Genomic DNA, 18,633 nt, shown 5'->3' on the forward strand with positions numbered 1-18,633 from the left:
GTCCTTCTACTTCGCGGAGATCTTCTTGGTGACGAACTCGTCGATCGCGGTGAGCGAGACGAAGACGTTCACGAGGATGTCCTCCGGGGAGATCTCGACGGAGAACTCGGACTCCAGGAACTTCATCATCCTGACGTAGCCGAACGAGTCGATGACCCCCGCCTTGAACAGGTCGGTGTCCGGGGTGATCACGTCGTCGAACTCGAAGAGGAAACGGTCTTCCAGGTACAGCCGGATCGTGTCCGTCGTGGTTGCCATGTGTCAGACTCCAGCCCTGATTTTGAACACCATGTGAGTGAGGGCCAGGCCCCCGATTTCGGTGAATTCCAGCTCGGCGTCGCCGTCGAGCAGCCCGCGGACGCTGTCGGTCCAGCGCACCGGGGCGACCAGCTGCTCCGTGAGCATGCGCGTCACCTGTCCCGGCTCGTACGGCCGGCCCGTGACGTTGGAGATGACGGGGGTGTCGGGATCGGCGAACTCGAACTCCGTCAGGAACTCGGCGAACCGCACCCTGGCCGACTCCATGTACCGGGAGTGGAAGGGCGCGCTCACCTTGAGCCGTACGAAGCGGATCTCCCGGCGCTCCAGGCAGGCGTGCGCCGCGTCCAGGACCGGCGGGGTGCCCGCGATGACCACCTGCGAGCCGGTGTTGAGGCCGGCGATGTCGACGCCGTCGACGCCGTCCTCCGCGAGGATCTCCAGCAGTTGCCCGGGCGGTGTGTTCATGACGGCGGTCATGCCGCCCTCGGAGGCCGCCGCCATCAGCTCGCCGCGCTTGGCGACCAGCCGCAGCCCCGTCTCGAAGGCGAAGGACCCGGCCGCGAGCAGCGCGTTGTACTCGCCCAGGCTGTGCCCGAGGTAGACGTCCGCCTCCCGGTCCCCGTGGTGGACCCGCTCGAAGGTCCGCAGCGCGTTGACGACGAACAGCGCCGGCTGGGTGTACTCCGTGCGGCCCAGCAGGCCGTCCGGGTCCTCCGTGCACAAGGAGACCAGGTCGTACCCCAGCACGTCCGAGGCGTACTGGACCAGCCCCGGGTACCGTTCGAAGACCTCTGCCCCCATTCCCTTTTCCTGACTTCCCTGACCAGCGAAGATGACTGCCAGCACGACGCTCCCTCAACCCATGACTACCTGCTGACCTGCACTGACCTGCGCCCGACCCGCCCCGACCTGCCCCCGGCTCGCCCCGACCGCGACCGCGGATCTGAGCACGTCCAGGAACGCCCTGCCGCGGCTGCTCATGGCCAGCTCGGGCATCACGGCCGCGCCCAGGGTCGCGGGCGGCAGGTCTCCGACCAGCTCGACCTCGCGGACCCTGCCCCCGTCCAACGTCGTTGCGGTTCGGGCGGGTTGATACATCAAGGCGAACCCGGCACCGGCGGCCACCAGGCCGCGAAGCGTCTCGATGCTCGCCGCCTTCACCACCCGCGGCATGCGGACGCCCGCGCGGGAGAACATCCGCTCGGCGTGACGGAGCACGCTCGGGACGTTCAGGGCGACCAGCGGTCGACCGGCCAACTCGTCCAGAGCGAGCGGGCCGGCCAGGCCCGACGGGTCGTCATCCGCCAGCAGGGCGTGCACCGGCAGATCGACCAACGGGTGGAACCTGGCGTCGCCCGCCAGGAAGTCGTACGTCACCGCCAATTCGCACCGGCCGTCCCGGAGGAACTCCAGCAACCGGTCGGCGGACGCCTCGTGGAGGTTCAGCTCCAGCGCCCGGTGCCGCTCCCCGGCCAAACGGTGGACCAGCGGCAGCAGGAACGGGGCGATCGGGAAGAAGAACCCGACGTCGAGCTGGCCTGCCGTGTCGCCCGCCAGGGCGTCGCCCTGCGCCTTGAGGCTCCTGGCCTGCCCCAGCAACGCGCGCGCCTCCCGCAGCAGGTGGCGACCGCTCGGCGTCAGGGAGACCCCACGGGCATGGTGACGGAGCAACAGCTGAACACCGAGCTGACGTTCCAGCCGCATGATCGCCGACGAGACCGTCGACTGCGAGGCGCACAGCTTCTCCGCCGCCTCCGAGATGTTGCCGATCTCGGCGGAGACGACGAAGTAGCGCAATTGAGTGAGACTGAATCCCAAGCGATCGGTCATAGCGCGCGGAAACCTTTTCCCGGAATCTGGCCATGCGGATTTTTCGGGGTCGGCGGGCGACCGCCGGAGAAATTCTGAATTCGGTGACGAACCACGGGCGATCAGCCCGCGGCGGATCCGTGAAAGGCGCACCGGGGCGCGGTGACCGGCCTCGGTACGCAGGGCGACGGCGGCCCGTGGCGACCGCGGCGGGTCGCCCGTGCGGAGCCGGTCACGCCGACGCGTTCCGCTTCGGGCCGTTCGAAGTGTTCGAGCAGTACGGCGAGTTCATGCCCGCCGCGGCGTCAACTCGACTTTCTCGGCGCGCTGCCGGGCGATGCGGGCCCGGCAAGCTGCCGGTCCGATCTGCTTGACGCCGACGCGCGCAAATGGCTGGACACCGAGCTATTCCGGTCCAGTACTATCTGCCGGAGGTAGCCCAATCCCGGATTCGTTCCAGGGAACGGGATGACGGGGACATGTGCGATGACCATGGTGACACTTTCCTCAGCTCCGGTCATAGACGAGAAGCTATCGGGCGGGATGTCGCGGTCCAGGCTCATATGACATGAGCAGATCAACTACACAGAGAGCAAGAAACCGGACAAGTCTCCGATGAGCGTGCCCAGGTCGCCCAGCTCGAAGCGGGCCACGTGTCATACGGTAACTGAAAGGTTACCGGTTAACAAGTTGGAGCATGTGCACGAATGGATGAAACGCAGGCGGTATGGCAGCTGTGGGTACAGAGCCGTCCTGACCTCGACCTTTCGTCGATGGAGATCATCGGCGGCCTCCGACACGCCCACGCGATGCTGGAGTTCCTCCTTGAACCAGTGTTCGAAGCGGCGGCCGTCAGCTCATCGGAGTTCGACGTGCTCTACCACCTCCGCCACTCGACCGAGCCGACGATCGCGCGCCGCCTCGCCGCCTCGATGGGGCGGTCGCCGGCCGCGCTGAGCAAGGCACTGGCCAAGCTGGAACGGCGCGCCCTCGTCGTCCGGACGGTGAATCCCGCGGACCGGCGCGCGGCGCTGGTCTTCATCACCGACGCGGGCGCGGCCGCCGTCGACGACGTCATGCCCAAGCGCCTGGCCATCGAGCAACAGGTCCTCGGGGCACTCAGCGACGGACAGAGCACGCAGGTCCGGATCGCCCTGCGGCGTCTCGCCGAAGCCATCGAAGCCCAGGCCCTGCGCAGCCCGCCCGCCGACCCGGAGACCACCACCACCCCGGCCTGGACTCCGCCGCGTTCGCCGTCACGCGAGTCCCCGTCCCGCCCCCCTCGGGCGCCCCGGCGACAGCTCGCCAACGCCAAGCCTCCCCGGAGCGGTTACCCGACGGAGCTGTGAGCACCGCCGCCATCGGTGACTCGACTCGGCCGACAGCACGTGGACTTCGGGCCCGGCGGTGATCGCGACCCTCGACACCGAAGCGGTGCCCGGCGCCCCACCGCGGACGCCGGAGGATGAGCGACCGGGCGACGGGCGCACCGGCGGCCGCCGACTCGCGCGGAACAGCCCGCCAGCAGAGCTGGCGGGCACCTGGTCGAGCACGGCGCCACCCGGCACCTGGCCGGGCACGGGGCGGACGAGCTGTTCACCGGGGGCGCCGCCTATCTGCACACGCTCTTCCGCCGCCGCCCGGTGACCGCCTGGCGGCAGTTGCGCGCCCACCGAGGACGGCAGCGGGGCGACGACGGCCGGCCGCACCACCTCCGGACCGCAACCGGACCAGGGCCCGCCGTCGGCGCCTTCGCTGGAGATCCGCGATCTGCGGTTCGGCTACAGCCCCGACGCACCGGTCCTCCGGGGGTTGTCGCTCCCCGTTCCCGCGCACGCGCTGGTGGCCCTGGTCGGCCCGTCCGGGGCCGGAAAGTCGACCGCCTTCGCCCTGATCAACCGCTTCTACGAGCCGTGGAGCGGCAGCATCCGCATCGACGGGCGGCCCGCCACGGACCTCGGCCTCGCGAAATGGCGCTCACACCTCGGCTGGGTCGAACAGGACTGCCCGATCCTGCACGGCACCCTGCGGGACAACCTCTGCTACGCCGCCCCGGACGTCACCGACGACCGGCTCTGGGAGGTCCTCGACCTCGTCAACCTCACCGGGAAGGTGCACGGCCTGACGGCGGGCCTCGACACCGAGGTCGGGGAACGCGGGGTGCGCCTGTCCAGCGGCGGACACCGTCGTCATGCTCTCCGACGGCACGGCCGCCGCCACCGGCACGTACGCCGAGCTCCTCCGCACCGACCCGGGATTCCAGCAGCTCTGCGGACACCGGCGGACCGCGGACCGCGGCTCCGCCACCCCGCCGGTCAGCCGGCCCGGGGCAGCAAGCGCTCGCCGCCGAGGACCCAGCGGCCGCGGCGCATGACGGCGACCAGGTCGTAGCCCTCGGAGTCGAGCACGACCAGGTCGGCCTGCTTGCCGGCCTCCAGCGAGCCGATCGAGTCGGCGAGGCCCAGCAGGCGGGCCGGGGTGGCGGACAACGACTCGACGGTCTGGTTCAGCGTCAGGCCGTCGACGGTGAGCGAGCGCTTGAACGCGACGTCCAGCGTCAGGGTGGAGCCCGCGATGGAGCTGCCGTCCGGGAGCATCGCGACGCCGTCCTTGACCTCGACCTGGAGCGGGCCGAGCGGGTAGAGGCCGTCGCCCATGCCGGCCGCGCCCATCGCGTCGGTGATCAGGGCGACCCGGGACGCCCCGGCGGTGCCGTAGGCGAGGTCGAGCACGGACGGGTGCAGGTGCACGCCGTCGTTGATCAGCTCGACGGTGACCCGCTCGTCCTCCAGCAGCGCCACGATCGGGCCCGGGGCGCGGTGGGCGATGCCGGGCATCGCGTTGAAGAGGTGCGTGGCGACGCTCGCGCCGGCGTCGATCGCCTCCAGCGTGGTGGCGTAGTCGGATTCGGTGTGGCCGACGGCGGCGATCACGCCGAGGTCGGCGAGCATCCGCACCGAGTCCAGGCCGCCGGGCAGTTCGGGGGCCAGGGTGACCATCTTCGCGTGGCCGCGGGCCGCGTCGACCAGCTTGCGCACCAGCGCCGGGTCCGGGTCGCGCAACAGGTCGGGGCGGTGGGCGCCGCAGCGGTTGTGCGAGATGAACGGGCCCTCGAAGTGGATGCCGGCCAGCACGCCGTCCTCGACCAGCTCGGACAGCACGGACGCCTGGCGGGCGACCTCGTCGATCTCCCCGGTGACGGTGGACGCGACCGTGGTGGTGGTGCCGTGCTCCAGGTGCGTACGGGCGGCGAGCAGGGCCTCCTCCGCGATGCCGGAGGCGTAGGAGGCGCCACCGCCGCCGTGCACGTGCAGGTCGACGAAGCCGGGGACGACGGTGTACCCGGTCAGGTCGAGGTCGCCGGGCTCGCTCTCGCCTCCGAGGCCGGCGATCCGGTCGCCCTCGACGGCCAGGCGGCCGCCCTCGACGACGCCGCCGGGCAGGACCAGCCGGGCGCCGGCCAGTGCGGTACGGTCACGGTCCGCGGTGGTCACGCGGTCACCTCCGGCGCTGCTCCGGGCAGCCGTAGAACTGAGTGAAGTTGCTTATTTCATCGCCATGATAGTCAGTTTCGAGCGGACGACCAGACCTGCGACCTGCTCGCCGAAATCAGTCCGACCCGGCGCCACCCAGGGGTTTGGCTCCGGACCGGGCTAGAATCGCGTCATGCTCAAAGCTGATCGCGCCACCCGGATCCTCTCGCACGTCACCGAAGCGGGGAGCGCCGATGTGCACGCGCTCGCCGAACTCCTGGACGTCTCGACCGCGACCGTGCGCCGCGATCTCCAGGAGCTCCACGAGCAGGGGCTGCTGCACCGCACCCGGGGCGGCGCGGTGACCGGCTCGGTCAACCTCGAACTGCCGCTGCGCCACCGCGGCGAGAAGCAGCGGGAGGAGAAGCGCCGGATCGCCCTGGCCGCGGCCGAACTCGTGCCGGAGGGGGCGGTGGTGGGCCTCAGCGGCGGCACCACCACCAGCGAGCTCGCCCGGGTGCTCGCCGAGCGCACCGGCATCACCGTCGTGACCAACGCGGTGAACATCGCCGCCGACCTGATCGTCCGCCCCGAGGTGCGCCTCGTGGTGATCGGCGGCATCGCCCGCACGGCCAGCTACGAGCTGGTCGGTCCGGCCGCCGACCGGATGCTCTCGCAGTACCACCTGGACATCTCCTTCATCGGGGTCGACGGCCTGACGGCGCAGGAGGGCTGCACCACGCACGACGAGATGGAGGCCCAGACCGACCGGGCGTTCCTGCGCAGCAGCGCGCGCTCGGTCGTGCTGGCCGACAGCACCAAGGTCGGCAAGGTCACCTTCGCCCGGATCTGCCCGCTCTCCGACGTCCACGACCTGGTGACGGACGACGGCCTGACGGAGGCGCAGCAGCGGGCCGTCACCGGCTGCGGCGTCCGGGTCCGGCGGGCCTGACCGCCGACGGGCCCCGGGGGTGGCCTGATCCACCGGCCACGCCCCGGGGCCCGGTTCAGGCCTTGACGCCGCCCGCCGTCAGGTCGGTGCGCCAGAACCGCTGCAACAGCAGGAAGGCCACGACCAGCGGGACGACCGAGACCAACGAGCCCGTGACGACCAGGTTGTACGGGGTGTGGTCCCGCAGGCCGTTCCAGTAGTAGAGGCCGAGGTTGACCGGCCAGAGCTTCTGGTCGGAGAGCGTGACCAGCGGCAGGAAGAAGTTGTTCCAGATGGTGGTGAACTGGAACAGGAAGATGGTCACCAGCGCCGGCGAGAAGATCCGCAGGACCACCGTGAAGAAGATCCGGAACTCCCCCGCGCCGTCCATCCGGGCGGCCTCCAGGATCTCGTCCGGGACGGACGCGGCGGCGTAGATCCGGCTGAGGTAGACGCCGAACGGGCTGACCATGCTGGGCAGCAGGACCGCCCAGACGGTGTTGACCAGATGGGCCTTGGACAGCAGCAGGTAGACCGGCAGGGCGAGGAGCGGCGCGGGGACGAGCACCGCGGCGAGGATCGTGTTGAACACCGCCTCGCGGCCCCGGAACCGGTACTTGGTGAGCGCGTAGCCGGCCATCGCCGCGAGCAGGGTGGCGGCCGCGGCGCCGACGCCCGCGTACAGCACGGTGTTGAGGAGCCAGCGGAAGTAGAGCCCGCCGTTGGCGGTGGCCAGGTCGTGCAGGTTGTCGCCGAGGTGGAGGGTGGAGAACCAGAAGCCGCCGCTGCCGAACAGGTCGCTGCTGCTCTTGGTGGAGGCCACCAGCAGCCACCAGGCGGGCAGCAGGAAGTAGGCGGAGAGCACGAACAGGACGGCCGTGCCGAGGACGTTGGGGCGCGGACGGCGGCCGGGGGCGCCCAGTCGGGCGGGCCCGGCGGGGCGGCGGCGCGCCGGGCCCGCGGTCTCGGGGCGGCGGCGGAGGTCGGCGGTGCTCATGCGGTCACCCGGTTTCCGGTGATGCGCACCGAGAGGCGCAGGAAGGTGAAGGACAGGACGCAGGTGGCCAGGGCCAGCAGGACGGCGATGGCCGCCGCCTTGCCGTAGTCGTTGGTGCCGAACGCCGCGTTGTACGCCGCCATGTTGGGCGTGTAGTCGGCGGAGACGGTCGAGGCCAGCGAATGCAGGACCATCGGCTCGGTGAAGAGCTGGAGGGTGCCGATGATGGAGAAGATCCCGGTCAGCACCAGGGCGGGGGCCACCAGCGGGATCTTGATGTGCCAGGCGGTCCGCCAGGGGCCGGCGCCGTCGAGGTCGGCGGCCTCGTAGAGCTCGCTGGGGATGGCTTGCAGGGCGGAGAGGATGACCAGCATGTTGTAGCCGGTCCAGGTCCAGGTGACGATGTTGGCCATCGACCACAGGACGGTGCCGGAGGAGAGGAAGTCGGCGTCGATGCCGATGTCCCTCAGTCCGGCGACGAGCGGGCTGGTGCCGGGCAGGTAGAGGAACGCCCAGAGGATGGTGGCCACGACGCCCGGGATCGCGTACGGGAGGAAGTAGGCGAGCCGGAAGAACTTCCGCAGCCGGGTGCCCTTGGCGTCGATCAGCAGGGCGAGGCCGAGGGCCAGTCCGAGCATCACCGGGACCTGGACCACGCCGAAGAGCAGCACCCGGCCGACGCCCGCGAGGAACGAGCCGTCGCCCAGGGCCGCGGTGTAGTTGTCGAGCCCCGCGAAGACCGTTCTGGCCGGGCCGAAGCCGAGGCCGGAGCGCTCCACGCGGTACAGGCTCTGCCAGAGCGCGTACCCGATGGGCAGCAGGAACAGGACGGTGAACAGCAGGCCGAAGGGGGCCAGGAAGCCGAGGGCCGCGCGGTTGCGGGACGGCGTCCGTCGTACCGTGGCGGCCTTCGGGGCGGTGCGGCCCGGCGCCGCCGGGGTTGCTGCGCTCATCTGGGGTTCTCTCTCGTGCGGGCGGTGGTCGGTCCCTCGGGCGTGTCGGACGGGTCGGACGGGTCGGACGCGCCCGGGCCGGCGGACCGCGCGGGGTCCGCCGGCGAGCCGGTCAGCCGGCGGTGACCGTCAGCCCCTTGGACTTCATCGCGTCGACGGTCTTGTTCTGCACCGTGCCCAGCGCCGCCGTCAGGTCGCCGTGGGCGGCGACGGCCGCGCCGAAGGCGTCGGTGAGGTCGCTGGAGGTCTGGGTCATGGTCGGGCCCCAGCTCCATTTGGGGGCCTGCGCCGTCGCCTGCTTGAAGACGTCGAAGATCGGCTGGTTGCCGAAGTAGGCGCTCGGCTTCGCCAGTGCCGGCACCGACGTGCCGCTGGTGGAGGCGGGGTAGATGCCGGCCTTGTCCACGAGGGTGCCGACGGCGGCGGCGTCCGTGCTCATCCAGTTGGCGAAGCGCAGCGCAGCGGCGGTGTTCTTGCAGCCCTTGACCACCGCGGTGGACGAACCGCCGTCGTTGCCGACCGACTTGGCGCCGCCCTGCCACTGCGGCATCGGTGCGACCGCCCACTTGCCGGACGCCTGCGCCGCGTTCTGTTCGAGGATGGAGGAGAACCAGACCGGGCCGGGGTAGGCGGCGAGCGTGCCGTCCTGGAGGTCCTTGTAGAGGTCGGGGCTGAAGCCCTGCTCGGACTTGACCTGGCCCTGGTCGATCAGGCCCTGCCAGTACTTCGCGACCTTGGCGGTGGCCGGGTCGCTCGCGAGCGAGACCTTCCAGCCCTTGCTGTCGGTGCCGAACCAACTGCCGCCGGCCTGGGCGGACATGCCGGCGAACCACCACGGGTCGTCCGGGTTGAACACGCTCAGGTAGCCGTTGGGGTTGGCGGCGTGCACCTTGGCGGCGTCGGCGGCGAACTCCTCCCAGGTCGCCTGCGGCTTCAGACCGTACTGGGCGTACAGGTCGGTGCGGTAGTAGAGCGCCATCGGGCCCACGTCGACCGGGATGCCGTACACCTGGCCGCCGACCTTCACCGCGTTCCAGGCGCCGTCCCCGTACTGCGACTGGTACTGCCCGGCCTCGCCGCTGACGTCCTGGACGGCGCCCTCCACGACGAAGCTGGGCAGCGACTCGTAGCCGACCTGGGCCAGGCAGGGGGCGTTGCCGGCCTTGACGGCCGCGAAGATCTTGGCGTAGCCGCCCTTGCTGCCCGACACGATCTTCTCGAACTTGACCTTGGCGTCCGGGTGGGCCGCGTTGTACTGGGCCACCGCCTCCTCGTAGCCCGGCGCCCAGCCCCAGAACGTGACCTCGGCGGAGCCTCCGCCGCCCGAGGCGCCGTCACCGCCCGATCCGCAGGCCGCGATGCCGGTGAGCAGCGGCAGCGTGGCGGCGGCGGCCAGCAGGCGGGTGCGGATTCGTGTCTTCGCCATGAGGATCTCGTCCTTTACGTGTACTGGCCCTCGGCCATCGCGGCACGGCGTCGGGTGGACGGCGGCTGGCGCGAGCGGGTGCGGTGCGGTGGGGGTGCGGTGGGGGTGCGGTGGGGGTCGGCAGGGGTGTCCGGGTTCCGGAGGTTCTGGGGCCGGCCGGGAGTGCCGCCGCGCGTCGGCGGCCTCCTCACCGGGCCGGATCCTGGTCCGGCTCCTGGCCCTGGCCCTGGCCCGGTCCGGGTGTCGGTGGTCGCGTGCCCATCGGACCACCCCCTGCTCTATGGTGCGCAGTTCGGATGAGTATTGCTCAATATCGAGCAGGTTCCTAGAGCTTCGGAGCACGAAGCGGTCTCGGTTTCGACACGGCCCGTCGCGCGGAGACCCGGTCGGAGAGCCGGGCGACGGGCCGGGTGCACGGGGTGTCAGCCCAGGTCGGGCCGGGCCACCAGGTGCACGGCGGGTTCGCCGGACCGGTCGAGTTCGAGGACGGTGATCTCGTTCGTCCCGCTGCGCAGAACCGGCCAGGGCAGGTAGAGCGTGCACTGCGGTCCGCGGTCCCAGTAGCGGCCCAGCAGGAAGCCGTTGACCCAGACGTAGCCCTTGCCCCAGCCCGGCAGCGCCAGGTAGCCGTCGGCGGGCTCCGCGACCTCGAAGGCGCCGCGGTGGAAGGCCGCGCCGGGGCCGGCGGCCGGGGCGCCGGCCGTGCCCCAGGGGAGCCGGTCCGGCGTCCCGTCGGCCAGCGGCATCGGGTCGGCCGTCCACCCGTGCAGGTACTGCTGGGTGTGCAGGGCCCCGGCGATCCCCTTGCGGTCGCCGATCCCGGCGCCGTAGTTGACCCGGCCCATCGACTCGACCAGCAGCTCCAGCCGGGCACCGCCGCCGGGCACCGGGACGAGCAGGGGCTCGTGCTCGACGTCGCGTTCCAGGGTGGCGAGGTGGGTGCCGTCGACGCGGACGTGGGCCCGGTCGGCGAGCCCCTCGACGGTCAGCGGGTATTCCGCGCGCGGGCCGGGGATGGTGGTCCGGTAGCGGACGAGGCCGTGCGGGAGGCCGAGTTCCTCGAAGGAGAGCGGGACGGCGGAGCGGACCTCGCCGGTGGACAGGTGGTCCACCACGTCCGCCAGCGGCAGGGACCGGTCGAGCTCCACCCGGCACGCCGGCAGCGTGGCCGGGAGCTCCTCGGGCTCCGGCACCGGGCCGTCCGCGTACGCCGCCAGGACCTCGCGGAAGGCCCGGAACTTGGCCGTGGGGGCGCCTCGTTCGTCCAGCGGGGCGTCGTAGTCGTAGGAGGTCACGGTCGGCTGGTAGCCCCGGCCGGTGCGCGGATCGGCGGTGTTGGCGCCGGCCCAGGTGCCGAAGTTGGTGCCGCCGTGGGCCATGTAGAGGTTGACGGAGGCCCCGGCCGCCAGGATCTCGCGCAGGGCCGCGGCGGCGTCCTCGGCCGGGCGGGTGGTGTGCGGCTCCCCCCAGTGGTCGAACCAGCCGTTCCAGAACTCCATGCACATCGGCGGGTCCTGGGGGCGGTGGCGGCGCAGCTCGGCGAAGGCCTCGGTGGCGCGGCTGCCGAAGTTGACGGTGGCGAGGTGGCCGGGCAGGGCGCCGCCGGTGAGGAAGAAGTCCTCCGGCCCGTCGGAGGTGCAGAGCGGGACGTCGATGCCGCGGGCGCGCAGGCCGTCGGCGAGGTGGGCGAGGTAGGCCCGGTCGGTGCCGTAGGAGCCGTACTCGTTCTCGATCTGGACCATCAGGACGTTTCCGCCGCGCGTGGTCTGGTGCGCCGCCAGGATCGGGATCAGCGTGTCGTACCAGCGGTCGACGTGGGCCAGGAAGCGCGGGTCGCTGGTGCGCAGCGGCAGGCCGCGGCCCGCCGCGCCCGGTTCGGCCAGGAGCCACCAGGGCAGGCCGCCGTTCTCCCACTCGGCGCAGATGTAGGGACTCGGGCGGACGATCGCGTGCAGTCCGGCGTCCGCGGCGGCCCGCAGGAAGGCCTCCAGGTCGGCGATGCCGGTGAAGTCGTACGCGCCGGGACGGGGCTCGTGCAGGTTCCAGGGGACGTACGTCTCCACGGTGTTGAGCCCCATCGCCCGCAGCATCCGCAGGTGGCGCGGCCACTGCCCGGGCAGGCTGCGGAAGTAGTGCAGGGCGCCGGAGAGCAGGCGCAGGGGGCGCCCGTCGAGCGTGAACCCGGTCCGGTCGATCTGGAGCATGAGTGGTCCTTGAGGGGGTGGTTCGGGGGACGGTGTCGGCCGGGGCGCGGTCATCCGGCGGTTCCCGCGACGACGGGCAGGAGCCGGCCGACGGCCTCGGTGATCGCCCCGCGGCCCGCGGCCAGGTACGCGCGGGGGTCGACGCCCCGCTCGTCCGCCGCCAGGTGGGACCGGACGGCGGTCGTCATGGCGATGCTCAGGGCGGTGCCGATGTTGACCTTGGCTATGCCGCCGTGGACGGCGCGGCGCAGTTCGTCGTCGGGGACCCCGGAGGAGCCGTGCAGGACGAGCGGGACGTCGAGGGCCGCGTGCAGGGCGGCGAGCAGGTCGTGGTCGAGCCGGGCGTCGCGGGAGGTCATCGCGTGGGAGCTGCCGACGGCGACGGCGAGGGCGTCCACGCCGGTCTCCTCGACGAAGCGCCGCGCCTCTTTGGGGTCGGTGCGGGCTCCCGGTGCGTGGGCGTCCAGCGGCCCCCGGCCGTCCTTGCCGCCGACCTCGCCGAGTTCGGCCTCCAGCCAGAGCCCGGCGCCGTGCGCCCAGACGGCGGCCTCGCGGGTGGCGGCGACGTTCTCCGCGTAGGGCAGGTGCGCGGCGTCGTACATCACCGAGCTGAACCCGCATTCGGCGGCCTGGCGGAGCAGGACGCCGGTCTTCACGTGGTCCAGGTGCAGCGCCACCGGGACGGTGCTCGGCTCGGCGCAGCGCACGGCGGCCGCGGCGAGCGGGGCCAGCCGCCCGCCGTGGAACCGCACCGCGTTCTCGCTCACCTGGAGGATCACCGCGGTGCCGGCGGTCTCGGCGGCGGAGACGACGGCCTCGACGTGCTCCAGGGTGATGACGTTGAAGGCGGCGACGGCGCCGTGCCGGGCCGCGGCCCGGGCGACGAGGCCGCCGGTGGCTGCCAGGGGCATGAACTCTCCTGTCGGGTGGGGCTGTTCAGTCGGAAGGGGCTGAGCCCGCGGAGGGTGCGGCCGGGGTGACCCGGACCAGCGGGAGGTGGCCGCGGTAGGCCTGCGGGTCGAACCGGCCGGCGTACGGGGCCTGGACGGCGGCGGCCGACAGGGCCACCGCGTGGGCCAGCGCCGCCGGCCACGGCGCACGGTCGGCGAGGGCCGCGGCCAGCGCCGCGACCGCCGCGTCCCCCGCGCCGGTCGGGTTCCCCCGCACGTCGGCCTCCGGGGGCAGGCGGGCCCACCAGCTGCCGTCCGGGGTGACGGCGAGGAGTCCGTCGGGGCCGAGCGAGGCGACCACCGCCCGGGCGCCGGCGTCGACGAGGGCGTGTGCCGCGCGGAGCGGGTCGGCGATGCCGGTGGCGCGGCGCAGTTCGACCGCGTTCGGCTTGACGGCCGTGGGCCCGGCCGCCAGTGCCCCGGTGAGCGCGGCGCCGTCGGCGTCCAGGACGACCGGCACGCCCTGCGCGTGGGCGAGGCGGACCAGATCCGCGTAGGCGTCGCCCGGCAGGCCCGGCGGCAGGCTCCCGGACAGCACCAGGGCCCGGGCGGTGGGGAGCAGGCTGCGGACGGCGGTGCGCAGGGCTGTCCAGTCCTCGGCGGAGAGCTCCGGTCCGGGCTCGTTCAGCACGGTGGCGTCGACGGCGTCGACCACGGCGACGGTGCGCCGGGTCGACGTGCCGGCGGCCAGCGGGACGCCCAGGCAGGCGATGCCGGCCCGGTCGAGGTCGGCCCGCAGCACCGCGCCGGTGGGCCCGCCGAGCGGCAGGACGGCGGTGGTGGGCCGGCCGAGGCCGTGCAGGACCCGAGCCACGTTCACGCCCTTGCCGCCGGCCTGTTCGTGGACGGAGGCCACCCGGTGGCTGGTGTGCGGGCGCAGCGCCGACACGCCGTAGGTGATGTCCAGGGCGGGGTTCGGGGTCACGGTGACGATCACGGCGCCGGGCTCCCTTCCGGGGCCGCACGGCCGGCCGCCGCGTCCAGGGCGCGCAGGCCGGCGCCCAGGCAGCCGGCCCGGTCCCCGAGCGCGGCGGGCACCAGGCGCGGCGCGACCTGGATCCGGGCGCGGGCGGCCAGCGCGGCGGCCAGCGGGGCGAGCAGCAGGTCGCCGGACTCGGCGAGGCCCCCGCCCAGGACGACCAGCGGCGGGTCCAGCACCAGGACGGCCGTCAGCAGGGCGTCGGCCAGGGCGTCGACCGCCTCCTGCCAGACGGCGCCGGCCGCCCGGTCCCCCTCGGCGGCCAGCCGCGCCACCTCCGGTGCGGGGGCCGGCCGGCCGGTGGCCTCGGTGTAGCGCCGCGCCACGGCGGCCGCCGAGGCGTAGGTCTCGGCGCAGCCCCGGGCCCCGCAGGCGCACGGTTCCCCGCCCGGGCGCACCACGAGGTGGCCGATCTCCCCGGCCCGGTGGTGCGCGCCGGGCAGGGCGCGGCCGCCGGTCATGACGGCGGCGGCGATGCTCGTGCCGACCGGGACGAACAGGAAACGCTCCTCGCCGCGCCCGGCTCCGAGCCGGGCCTCGGCCACGCCGCCGGCGCGCACGTCGTGGGTGACGGCCACGGGCAGGCCGGTGCGCTCGGCGACGAGCTCCCGGAACGGGACGTCCCGCCAGCCGATCGTGGCGGAGTACACGCCCGTCCCCGTGGCCTCGTCGACGATGCCGGGAACGGCCAGGCCGACGGCGTCGACCTCCGCGCCCTGCCGCCCGGCCTCCCGCCGCACGTCCGCGACCAGGTCGACGACGGTGGCCACGACGGCCTCCGGGCCCCGTTCGCGCCCGGTGGCGCGCCGCACCTGGTGCCGGACGGCCGCCTCCCGGTCCAGCAGGGCTGCCTTGATGCCGGTGCCGCCGACGTCCACGGCGACGACCAGACGCCGGTCGGGCACGGGCTGACGCTGGTCGGGCACGGGCTGACGCCGGCCGGTCGTGAGCCGAGGCTGATCGGTCATGAGTCGGCGAGCACCACGGACCGGGTCAGGTTGCGCGGCTGGTCCGGGTCCAGGCCCTTCGCGGCGGCCAGCGCGGCGGCCAGCCGGTGGACGCGCACCAGTTCCGCGAGCGGGTCGAGCCGGCCCTCGATCCAGCGGGCGCCGGTGCCCCGGACCTGCTCGGCCAGGCCCGCCGGTGCGGCGCCCAGCATCCAGGTGGCGGTGGACGGCGCGGCGATGCTGATCGGGCCGTGCCGGTACTCCATCGCCGGGTACGCCTCGCTCCAGGCGAGCGCGGCCTCGCGCAGCTTGAGGCCGGCCTCGTTCGCCAGCCCGACCGTCCAGCCGGTGCCGAGGAAGGTGAACTGGGTGCAGTCCACCAGGCCTTCGGGCAGCGGCTCCGCCAGGGCCGCCCGGCCGTCGGCCTCCACCGCCTCGGTGTGCAGGCCCAGGTGGGCCCGCAGCAGGGTGAGCGCCGTGGTGGCGAACCTGGTCTGCACCACGGACCGCTCGTCGGCGAAGTCCAGCACGGCGATGTCGTCGGCCGCGGTCATCACCGGCGTCCGCGGGTCGGCGGTGACGGCCGCGGTGCGGACCTTTCCGCGCACCCGCTCCAGCAGGGCCAGGACCTCGGTCGTGGTGCCGGAGCGGGTCAGCGCGATCACGCGGTCGTACGAGCGGACGCCCGGGAACTCGGAGGCGGCGAAGGCGTCCGTGACGCCCTGTCCGCTCGACTCCCGCATGGCGGCGTACGCCTGGCCCATGAACAGCGAGGTCCCGCAGCCGATCACCGCGACCCGTTCACCGGCTTCCGGCAGCGCCGTGCACTCCGCCGCGGCGACTTCCGCAGCGCGGCGCCAGCAGTCCGGCTGGCTGGCGATCTCGGCCTCGACATGGGTCGCCATCGGCCACCTCCATGAAATAGTTGCTGATACCTGCTTCTTTCTGGCCAGATTCAAGCATCTTCAAGCACTCCATGGAACCCGTCTGCGCAATTTGTTGCTCAGAGGTGTTGACAGTTGCGCGCAAGAGGGCCGGATACTGCATGCCATCGTCGGCCTCGGCGGTCGCGCCCCCAACGACGACCGGCGGGCCCGAGAAGCACCGCCCACCCCCGCCCCGACGGTGCAGCACCGAAGGAGACCCCGTGTCCGCCCCACCCCGCAGAGCACTCGCCGCCGTCCTCGCCCCCGCGCTCCTGGCGCTGAGCGCGGGCCTCGCCCCGTCCGCGTCGGCCGCCCCCGAACCGTCAGCCGCCCCGGCCGGCGCCCCGTCAACCGCCCCGTCAACCGCCCCGTACACCGTGAGCGTCGGCAAGCCGGTCGGCTACGCCCACCCCACCGACACCCCCGCCGTCCCGTACACCGACAAGGACGGCACCTTCTACTTCCAGCAGTCCGCCGCGCTCTACGGCGCGAACGACCCGCGCTACTGGGACTTCTTCACCGGCACGGACTTCGACTCCGCCACCCGGTCGAGCGCGCTCAGCAACGCCGTCAACCCCGCCAACCCCCAGGACCGCAACAACGACACCACCTGGCGCTGCAACAACAGCCCCACCGGCCTGACCTCGACCTCCGCGCCCGCCGGGTCGGGCTACGCCCAGAAGAACTACTGCGACCTCTCCGGCATCTGGGTCGACCCGGACACCGGCGACTGGTACGGGCTGGTGCACAACGAGTTCACCCCGCAACCCTTCGGCGACGGCCTCCACTTCGACGCCATCGACTACGCCGTCTCCAGCGACCAGGGCCGGACGTGGACCATCAAGGACCACGCCATCACCTCGCCCTACAGCACCCAGCGGGGCGACACCGCGGCCTTCCCGAACCAGACCTTCGACTACGGGGACGGCGACCAACGCCTCTTCGTCGACACGGCCTCGGGCTACTTCTACGTCTTCTACGGCTCGCGGATCGTCGACAAGGGCGGCAGCTGGAAGGCCTTCCACGAACACGTGGCCCGGGCCCCGATCGCCGCCAAGATGGCACCCGACTCGTGGCAGAAGTGGTACGACGGCGCGTGGTCGCAGCCCGGCACCGGCGGCCAGGAGAGCAACCTGGTGCCCGCCGACTCCGCGCACCCCACCGGCTACACCCCGGTCGCCGACGAGTACGACCCGGCGAACACCGGCACCGTGGCCCAGCAGGTCGCGGCCGGCACGATGCCCCCCACCTCACCGCTGTTCGTCATGGACATCACCTACAACGCCTACCTCGGGCTGTACATCGCCGAGCCGCAGGCCGTCGACCAGAGCGGCTCGGCGCCCCAGCAGTACTACGCCACCGCCGACCTCGCCAGCCAGAAGTGGGTGCCGATCGGCGACACCGGCGGCTACCACACCGCGTCCTGGTACCGCTGGTTCCTCGACAGCGCCAACCGCACCAACAGCACCGTCGTCGGCAGGACCTTCCGCTCGTACTGCGCCTTCGGCTGCTCCAACGGCGCGTCCGGCGAGTACGTGGACGTGACGATCAACGGCTCCGCGCCCGCCGCTCCCCCCGTCGACCCCGGCAGGAACTACCGGATCGGCAACGCCGACGGCCGGCTCCTCGCCCAGGTCGCCGGCGGCCCGGCCACCACCTCGCTGGCCGCCGGCACCGGCTCCGACCTGGAGGCCTGGAGCTTCACCACCAACGGCGACGGCTCCTACCGGATCGCCAACGCCGCCACCGGCCGCCTGCTCGGCGTCGACTCCACCGCCACCGCCGGTCGCGCCTGGGGCGCCCGCCCCACCGCCACCGCCGCCGGCCCGGGCGGGCCCACCGTCGGCCAGCAGTGGTTCGTCATCCCCGGGAAGTCCGCCGACGGAACCGCCACCGGCACGTTCAAGCTGGTCAACCGCTACAGCGGACTCGTCCTCGGCCTCTCCTCCACCAACAGCCGGTCCACCGAGACCACCCCCACCCGCAGCTGGGCCGACACCACCGGCAACCCCGTCGGCGGCACCCGCGGCCCCGGCGAGCAGACCCTCACCCTGACCGCCACCGGCACCGCGCCCAACCCCCCGTTGGACGGCACCCACACCCTGACCGCCGCCGGCAAGGCCCTCGACGACCCCGGCCACTCCACCGCCCAGGGCACCCAACTGGTCACCTGGGCCCCCAACGGCGGCCCGAACCAGACCTGGATGTTCACCCGGCAGGCGGACGGCAGCTACCAGATCGCCAACGGCGAGTCGCACCTGTGCATGGACGTCGACGGCGGCTCCACCTCCGCCGGCGCCAAGGTGATCCAGTGGGCCTGCACCGGCGGCGGCAACCAGCGCTGGCAGCTCACCCCGGCCGCCGGCGGCTACCGAATCACCTCCCAGAAGAGCGGCCTGCTCCTCACCACCGCGTCCACCGCCGACGGCGCCCGGACCACCCAACAGCCCGACACCGGCTCGCAACTCCAGGTCTGGACCGTCAACTGACCACCCGCCCCTAACCCCGGCCGGGAGCCGGGGCCGGACACGCCGGCCCCGCACCTTCCGCTACCGCCCGGCAGCACCCAATATCCCTTCCCCCTCGGTTAGTTGGCGAGAATCGGCCAGTCCGGAGGCTGGCCCGTTGACCTCCGGGCCGCTGGGCGTTTGGCTCTCCCCAACCAGTTGCGGGGGGGGGGGGGGGGGGGGGGGGGGGGGGGGGGGGGGGGGGGGGGGGGGGGGGCGGGGGGGGGGGAGGGGGGGGGGGGGGGGGGGGGAACACCCCCAGGGAGCCGG

The 18,633-nt window shown here is 73.0% G+C and carries 16 protein-coding genes; 4 read left to right on the forward strand and 12 right to left on the reverse strand.

The window, feature by feature from the left end; translation table 11 throughout:
* Positions 1-6 precede the first annotated feature (6 nt).
* Genes AC07AL_RS06630 through AC07AL_RS06640 form a run of 3 tightly spaced genes read right to left on the reverse strand, consistent with a single transcriptional unit; the run spans position 7 to position 2,091 of the window.
* Positions 7-258, reverse strand: coding sequence for a phosphopantetheine-binding protein (locus AC07AL_RS06630; RefSeq protein ID WP_350884062.1), 252 nt, complete (start codon positions 256-258; stop codon positions 7-9).
* Positions 259-261: 3 nt separating this feature from the next.
* Positions 262-1,107 carry an ACP S-malonyltransferase gene (locus AC07AL_RS06635; RefSeq protein WP_363633447.1) on the reverse strand — a complete coding sequence of 282 codons (846 nt, stop codon included), beginning with the start codon at positions 1,105-1,107 and terminating at the stop codon, positions 262-264.
* A gap of 9 nt (positions 1,108-1,116) precedes the next feature.
* Positions 1,117-2,091, reverse strand: a complete 975-nt coding sequence (locus AC07AL_RS06640; protein ID WP_363588724.1) for a LysR family transcriptional regulator — start codon at positions 2,089-2,091, stop codon at positions 1,117-1,119.
* Positions 2,092-2,777: 686 nt separating this feature from the next.
* Here AC07AL_RS06640 and AC07AL_RS06645 point away from each other — a divergent pair.
* Both AC07AL_RS06645 and AC07AL_RS06650 read left to right on the forward strand, forming a co-directional pair.
* Positions 2,778-3,419, forward strand: coding sequence for a MarR family winged helix-turn-helix transcriptional regulator (locus AC07AL_RS06645; protein WP_363588726.1), 642 nt, complete (start codon positions 2,778-2,780; stop codon positions 3,417-3,419).
* A gap of 463 nt (positions 3,420-3,882) precedes the next feature.
* Entirely contained in the window at positions 3,883-4,461 is a 579-nt protein-coding gene (locus AC07AL_RS06650; protein WP_478317074.1) for an ATP-binding cassette domain-containing protein, read from the forward strand.
* On the opposite strand, the gene nagA is transcribed toward AC07AL_RS06650, so the two are convergent.
* Positions 4,386-5,564 (reverse strand): N-acetylglucosamine-6-phosphate deacetylase, encoded by a 1,179-nt coding sequence (gene nagA / locus AC07AL_RS06655; RefSeq protein ID WP_478317076.1) that lies wholly within the window; start codon positions 5,562-5,564, stop codon positions 4,386-4,388. The genes AC07AL_RS06650 and nagA overlap by 76 nt on opposite strands.
* A gap of 172 nt (positions 5,565-5,736) precedes the next feature.
* Here nagA and AC07AL_RS06660 point away from each other — a divergent pair, with 172 nt between their 5' ends.
* The gene (locus AC07AL_RS06660) at positions 5,737-6,495 is read left to right on the forward strand and encodes a DeoR/GlpR family DNA-binding transcription regulator (protein WP_363586284.1); all 759 of its coding nucleotides are present in this window, start codon (positions 5,737-5,739) and stop codon (positions 6,493-6,495) included.
* A gap of 55 nt (positions 6,496-6,550) precedes the next feature.
* Here AC07AL_RS06660 and AC07AL_RS06665 read toward each other — a convergent pair whose 3' ends face one another.
* The 8 genes from AC07AL_RS06665 to AC07AL_RS06700 form a co-directional block, all read right to left on the reverse strand.
* Complete coding sequence (locus AC07AL_RS06665; protein ID WP_363633010.1) at positions 6,551-7,471, reverse strand: carbohydrate ABC transporter permease; 921 nt, start codon at positions 7,469-7,471, stop codon at positions 6,551-6,553.
* Positions 7,468-8,424, reverse strand: a complete 957-nt coding sequence (locus tag AC07AL_RS06670) for a carbohydrate ABC transporter permease (protein ID WP_363625770.1) — start codon at positions 8,422-8,424, stop codon at positions 7,468-7,470. Before AC07AL_RS06670 ends, AC07AL_RS06665 begins: the two co-directional genes overlap by 4 nt.
* Before the next feature lie 112 nt (positions 8,425-8,536).
* Complete coding sequence (locus tag AC07AL_RS06675) at positions 8,537-9,850, reverse strand: extracellular solute-binding protein (protein WP_363586282.1); 1,314 nt, start codon at positions 9,848-9,850, stop codon at positions 8,537-8,539.
* A 422-nt stretch (positions 9,851-10,272) separates the two neighbouring features.
* Positions 10,273-12,054 carry a glycoside hydrolase family 35 protein gene (locus tag AC07AL_RS06680; RefSeq protein WP_363586281.1) on the reverse strand — a complete coding sequence of 594 codons (1,782 nt, stop codon included), beginning with the start codon at positions 12,052-12,054 and terminating at the stop codon, positions 10,273-10,275.
* 50 nt (positions 12,055-12,104) lie between these two features.
* Positions 12,105-12,965, reverse strand: a complete 861-nt coding sequence (locus tag AC07AL_RS06685; protein WP_363378434.1) for a class II fructose-bisphosphate aldolase — start codon at positions 12,963-12,965, stop codon at positions 12,105-12,107.
* 25 nt (positions 12,966-12,990) lie between these two features.
* On the reverse strand, positions 12,991-13,941 hold the full coding sequence (locus AC07AL_RS06690; protein WP_478317079.1) for a 1-phosphofructokinase family hexose kinase: 951 nt from the start codon (positions 13,939-13,941) through the stop codon (positions 12,991-12,993).
* Positions 13,938-14,888 carry an ROK family protein gene (locus AC07AL_RS06695; RefSeq protein ID WP_363633006.1) on the reverse strand — a complete coding sequence of 317 codons (951 nt, stop codon included), beginning with the start codon at positions 14,886-14,888 and terminating at the stop codon, positions 13,938-13,940. Before AC07AL_RS06695 ends, AC07AL_RS06690 begins: the two co-directional genes overlap by 4 nt.
* Positions 14,889-14,947: 59 nt before the next feature.
* Positions 14,948-15,835: an SIS domain-containing protein gene (locus tag AC07AL_RS06700; RefSeq protein WP_363586278.1), complete on the reverse strand. Its 888-nt coding sequence runs from the start codon at positions 15,833-15,835 to the stop codon at positions 14,948-14,950.
* Positions 15,836-16,077: 242 nt separating this feature from the next.
* On the opposite strand from AC07AL_RS06700, the gene AC07AL_RS06705 reads away from it, so the two are divergent.
* Complete coding sequence (locus tag AC07AL_RS06705) at positions 16,078-18,345, forward strand: RICIN domain-containing protein (protein ID WP_478317081.1); 2,268 nt, start codon at positions 16,078-16,080, stop codon at positions 18,343-18,345.
* Positions 18,346-18,633: the final 288 nt, after the last annotated feature.

Source organism: Kitasatospora sp. NPDC043949 (genome assembly GCF_056435365.1).

Bases quoted from the DNA above. Each gene is read 5' to 3' on its own strand.
- AC07AL_RS06685 (WP_363378434.1), bottom strand. From the start codon at position 12,965: ATGCCCCTGGCAGCCACCGGCGGCCTCGTCGCCCGGGCCGCGGCCCGG.
- AC07AL_RS06680 (WP_363586281.1), bottom strand. From the start codon at position 12,054: ATGCTCCAGATCGACCGGACCGGGTTCACGCTCGACGGGCGCCCCCTG.
- AC07AL_RS06660 (WP_363586284.1), top strand. From the start codon at position 5,737: ATGCTCAAAGCTGATCGCGCCACCCGGATCCTCTCGCACGTCACCGAA.
- AC07AL_RS06630 (WP_350884062.1), bottom strand. From the start codon at position 258: ATGGCAACCACGACGGACACGATCCGGCTGTACCTGGAAGACCGTTTC.
- AC07AL_RS06675 (WP_363586282.1), bottom strand. From the start codon at position 9,850: ATGGCGAAGACACGAATCCGCACCCGCCTGCTGGCCGCCGCCGCCACG.
- AC07AL_RS06640 (WP_363588724.1), bottom strand. From the start codon at position 2,091: ATGACCGATCGCTTGGGATTCAGTCTCACTCAATTGCGCTACTTCGTC.
- AC07AL_RS06645 (WP_363588726.1), top strand. From the start codon at position 2,778: ATGGATGAAACGCAGGCGGTATGGCAGCTGTGGGTACAGAGCCGTCCT.
- AC07AL_RS06665 (WP_363633010.1), bottom strand. From the start codon at position 7,471: ATGAGCACCGCCGACCTCCGCCGCCGCCCCGAGACCGCGGGCCCGGCG.
- AC07AL_RS06670 (WP_363625770.1), bottom strand. From the start codon at position 8,424: ATGAGCGCAGCAACCCCGGCGGCGCCGGGCCGCACCGCCCCGAAGGCC.
- AC07AL_RS06700 (WP_363586278.1), bottom strand. From the start codon at position 15,835: ATGGCGACCCATGTCGAGGCCGAGATCGCCAGCCAGCCGGACTGCTGG.